At 62.5% G+C, this 4,501-nt stretch carries 6 protein-coding genes; all 6 read right to left on the minus strand.

Annotated elements, in window-relative coordinates; translation table 11 throughout:
• The coding region (locus VFJ08_RS09485; protein ID WP_324996958.1) for an aldehyde dehydrogenase family protein at window positions 1-458 on the minus strand (458 nt) is incomplete at its 3' end.
• A gap of 222 nt (window positions 459-680) precedes the next feature.
• A complete protein-coding gene (locus tag VFJ08_RS09490) occupies window positions 681-1,457 on the minus strand; it encodes a glucose 1-dehydrogenase (protein ID WP_324996959.1) in 777 nt (258 codons plus the stop codon).
• 43 nt (window positions 1,458-1,500) lie between these two features.
• Window positions 1,501-2,220, minus strand: coding sequence for a ribose-5-phosphate isomerase RpiA (gene rpiA / locus VFJ08_RS09495; RefSeq protein WP_324996960.1), 720 nt, complete (start codon window positions 2,218-2,220; stop codon window positions 1,501-1,503).
• A 16-nt stretch (window positions 2,221-2,236) separates the two neighbouring features.
• Complete coding sequence (locus VFJ08_RS09500) at window positions 2,237-3,088, minus strand: MurR/RpiR family transcriptional regulator (RefSeq protein WP_324996961.1); 852 nt, start codon at window positions 3,086-3,088, stop codon at window positions 2,237-2,239.
• The gene (locus VFJ08_RS09505) at window positions 3,081-3,764 is read right to left on the minus strand and encodes an HAD-IA family hydrolase (RefSeq protein ID WP_324996962.1); all 684 of its coding nucleotides are present in this window, start codon (window positions 3,762-3,764) and stop codon (window positions 3,081-3,083) included. The genes VFJ08_RS09500 and VFJ08_RS09505 overlap by 8 nt, the downstream gene beginning before the upstream one ends.
• Window positions 3,761-4,501: xylulokinase (locus VFJ08_RS09510; protein ID WP_324996963.1), on the minus strand; the 741-nt coding region annotated here is incomplete at its 5' end. The genes VFJ08_RS09505 and VFJ08_RS09510, both read right to left, overlap by 4 nt.

The raw sequence follows: 4,501 nt of genomic DNA on the forward strand, positions 1-4,501 counted from the left end.
GCGCCGAACACGGCCACCGGGCCGATGGCCTGCTGGATCTGGCGGATATCCGGGGCGCTATCGGTGGCGGTGTCGATCCGCGCGCCCAGATAGTCGCCGCGGCGCAGGACTTTGGCGAACAGGCGCAGCTGGCCGGTCGTCCGCCCGACTTCGCCGGTCAGGCGTTTTTCCGGCAGCGCGGTCTCGCGCATGGCTTCGCGGATCACGCCATCGCCAAGCGCTTCGATTTCGTCGGCACAGGCTTCGAGAAACGTTGCACGGGTCTCGGCGTCAAGGGTCGAGAAGGTATCGAAGGCGGCCTGCGCCGCGCTCGCGGCGGCACTGACTTCGTCGGCCGTCGCTTCGAAGAAATCCTGCTTGTAGGGCGTGTTGTCCTCGGCCGCATGGCTGGCCAGCGTGGCCGTGCCCGCCGCCACGCGGGCGCCGCCGATGAAGTGTTGGCCGGTGATCTCGGGCATGGGGGGCTCCTGAATCAATCTTGGTGATAATTAAAGCTGTGACGAAATACGCACAGCGTTGCGATTTCGTACGCGCGGCCGGCGCATATCCATGCCGCCGCGCGCTCTATGGCACTCGCGGTGCTCGCGCCGCGGGCGAGCCGAAGCGCTCGATTATTGCTCCGAAACCGATTGTCTACCCAATCGCCGGAGTAATAAATGGTGACAGCTAAAGATGCGCAGTTACCACGTCGTATATCCGCCATCCACTACCAGATTGCTGCCGGTCGCGAATGTGGCTGCGTCGCTGGCTAAAAACCAGACCGCGTTGGCGATTTCCGGGGGCTCGCCGACACGCCCCATCGGCGTCATATTCAACCACGCGTCGCGCCACGCGGGCTGTTCCAAGCCGTGTTTGGTCATGTCCGTACCGATATAGCCGGGCGATACGGCGTTGACGCGCACGCCACGGTCCGCCCACTCCGCCGCGAGCGACTTGGTCAGCATGATTACGCCGGCCTTGGAGGTATTGTACGACGCTTGCGGCTGCGGCTTATTGACCACGAGCCCCGACATGGACGCAATATTGACGATCACGCCGCTATTGCGCGCCAGCATTTGGCGGCCGAAACACTGGCAGCACCAGAACAGCCCGTCCAGATTGACACCAAACACCCAGCGCCACTGTTCCGGCGTCATGTCCTCGGCCGGTGTGTTGTCCACCACGCCGGCGCTGTTGACCAGGATATCCACCGAACCGAACTGTTGCTGGATCATGTCGCTCACGTTCGCGACGTTGGCGTAGTCGCGGATATCGACTTCGAAACCGGCCAACAGACTCGCGCCGAGGTCTTCGGCATACCGTTTCGCGACCCCCGGCGTACGATCGATGCTGACGATGCGGGCGCCGGCCGCGGCCAACGTCTTCGCGATCGCGCCGCCGATGCCACCGCCGGCACCCACGACGACCGCGGTCCGGCCGGACAAATCCAACGGATTCGCACTCTTATTGTTGATCATGTCGTCTCCTCCAATTCACATTCGCGCCGCCCTTAACAGGCTCTTACCCGCGAACCTTGATTATTTCACTGCTACCGTCGAACCGGCCGATGACGATCTCGTCGCAGATACCGACGAACAGGCCGTTTTCCACGACCCCCGGGATTTGGTTGAACAGCGGCGCCATGCCATCGGCGTCCATGATCTTTTCGAGATGGCAATCGATGATGTAATGACCGCTATCGGTCACGACCGGATCCGAACTGCCGCCGCGAAGTTCCAACCGTGGCTTGTCATAACCGAACGGCGTCAGCAACGCCGCGAGTTGATGCATCGTATTGCGCCAGCCGTAAGGAATGACCTCGATCGGCAGCGGAAAAGCGCCTATGGGATCGACGAGTTTGGTTTCGTCGACGATCGCGACCATGCGCCTGGACGTATACGCGACAATCTTTTCCCAGAGCAGACAAGCGCCCCCGCCCTTGATCATCCGGCCCGCGCGGTCGATCTCGTCGGCGCCGTCGACGGTCAGATCCAGCTGTGTCACTTCATTGATATCCATCAACGGCACACCGACCTCGCGCGCGATATCGCGCGTGATGGTCGACGTGGTCACGCCTTGCACTTCCAGCCCATCGCGCACCTTTTCACCGAGCGCGCGAACAAACGCATAAGACGTCGTACCGGACCCGAGCCCGATGCTCATTCCATTTTCGAGATAGGTATCGATGGCGCGACGACCGGCGACGATCTTCGCCTCATCCTGCGGCGCGTTATTGCTCATGTAATGAATCCTTTCGTTATAGAAGTTTTTCCGTCAACCAGGAATCGAGCGCGTTCAAGTTGTCGGGCATCGATTTGCCCTGCTTGAGGCGAATCGCCACGACGAGCATGTTGATCACGACCAGATGGTTGAGCCGAGCGGTGAGCGGCGTGTATATCTCGCTGCGGTCGTACGGCGGCACCGGCACCACCGTGTCGACGGTTCGCGCGAGGTGCGAGCCGGGCGCCGTGATCGCGATCGAGTCGGCGCCGGTGGAATTGATGAGCGAAGCGACGCTGACCAGCGTGCGCGTTTGTCCGGAATGCGAGAAAAACAGCGCCACATGGTCTTGATTCAGATTCGGGGCCATCAACATCTGGCGCTGACCATTGAGCACGGTACGGCAGTGAATACCGAGCCGAAACAGCTTGTGTTCGGCGTCGAAGGCCAATGTTTCCGATATGCCCAGGCCGAACAGATAAACCAACCGTGCTTGCATGAGCTTGTCGGCCGCGCGATCGATCGCCGCGGCATCGACATCCGCACGAAAGCGCTTGAGCGCGTTGATCGAGTTGAGCAGGATTTTCTCCACGGCGCTATCGACATCATCGCCCTGCTCTATCGGCTGATGCAGGAACGGCGGCTCCGGCGCGAGCTGTTGCGCCAGCCGCACCTTGAAGTCCTGATACCCCTTACAGTCGAACCGCCGGCACAGGCGAATGATTGTCGGATCGCTCACCTCGCTGGCCTTGGCGAGATCGACGATTGTCATCGTGATCACGCGTTCAGGCTGCTTGAGTATGTATTCGGCGACGCGCAGTTCGGCCTTGCCCAAACCCTCGCGGTGTGCCGCGATCCTTTTGAGAATGTCTTTGCCCGATCTATTCAATTTGGAAGTCCATGTCTTGGAAGTCCACGTCCCCGGCTAGAATTTCGCTAAAACTGTCGAGCCGCGGCTCGGCGGTCGCAACGCTCGGCCCCAAACCCCACTGGACGATTCGGCAGCGCATGCCGGCGGCAGCCGCGCAGTCGCGATCAATCTCGGTATCACCCACGTACAGGCACGCATCGGCCGACACGCCAAGCTCCTCGATAACGCGCAGCAGCGGCATCGGATGGGGCTTTCGCTTTGGCGTACTGTCGGCGCCGACGACGCTGGACATGATGCCCAACAACCCGAAATGCCCTAGAACCTCGCGCGCCAGGCGTTCGCTTTTATTGGTACAAACCCCGAGCGCGACCCCCGCCTTCGCCATGGCATGCAGCGCAGGTTTCGCATCACGATAGAGCGACGACCGCTGAACAGGATTGTCGTAGCTGTAGTCGAGATACCGCGCCACTTCCGCATCGAGATCGCCCGGAGCCGCGCCGAGCGCGTCGTAGGCCAGTTCGACCAGACGGGTAGCCCCCTCGCCGATCAGGGTCCTTACCGTTTCCAGATCCAACGGTCCGAGTCCGCGGTCCGCGAGGGTCCGGTTCAGCGCCAGCGCGATATCGGGCGCGCTATCGACGAGCGTGCCGTCGAGATCGAATATGACGGCTTTGGGTGGATTGGATGTGGTCACGCGATGCGATCCTCGGCGGCAGCGAGTTGCCGGTAATACGGTGCGAGCTGCCGCAACAGCGACTTGTGGATGGGATATATCTCGTTATAGCGGCGCGCGCGCTCGGCATCGGGCGACACGTGCCGGATTTCGGATACATGGCCCGTGGCCTCGTCGAGATCCGTCCAGAAATCCGCGCCAACGCCGGCGACGAGCGCCGCCCCGGCCGCGCCGCCGGTGGCCGCGCCGGAGATCGTGGCCAACCGGTGACCCGTGATATCGGCCAATGATTGCAGCCAAAATGGTGAATTGGTCGCCCCGCCGGAAACGCGCAGACGTTCCGTGCCTAGGCCGGCCTCGTCGAAGAGATCGAGAATGGCGCGCAGATTCATGATCGCGCCCTCGATCACCGAGCGCGTCATATGCCCGATATCGTGGCCGCGCGTCAGACCGAGCCACGCGCCCCGTGCCTCGGGCGCGACGTCGGGGCAACGCTCCCCCATCAGGTGCGGCGCGAAGATGAGGTTGCCGGCCCCGGCCGGCGCCGATTCGGCCAGCTCGATGAGCCGATCGTAGTCCAGTTCATGGCCGGCCAGCGGCGTCAGGGCGTCGATGAGCCACTGGAAAGAACCGCCGGCATTGAGCGTCACGCCCATCACGTGCCAGCGGTCCGCGGCGTTGCCACAAGACACCTGCAAGCGCCCGCCGGGGTTGTCCGGGCATGTGTTCGAGCTGCCGCCCACGATGCCGGCCGTGCC

The sequence above is a fragment of the Salinisphaera sp. genome (assembly GCF_035690525.1).
In the GTDB taxonomy this organism is placed as follows: Bacteria; Pseudomonadota; Gammaproteobacteria; order Nevskiales; family Salinisphaeraceae; genus Salinisphaera.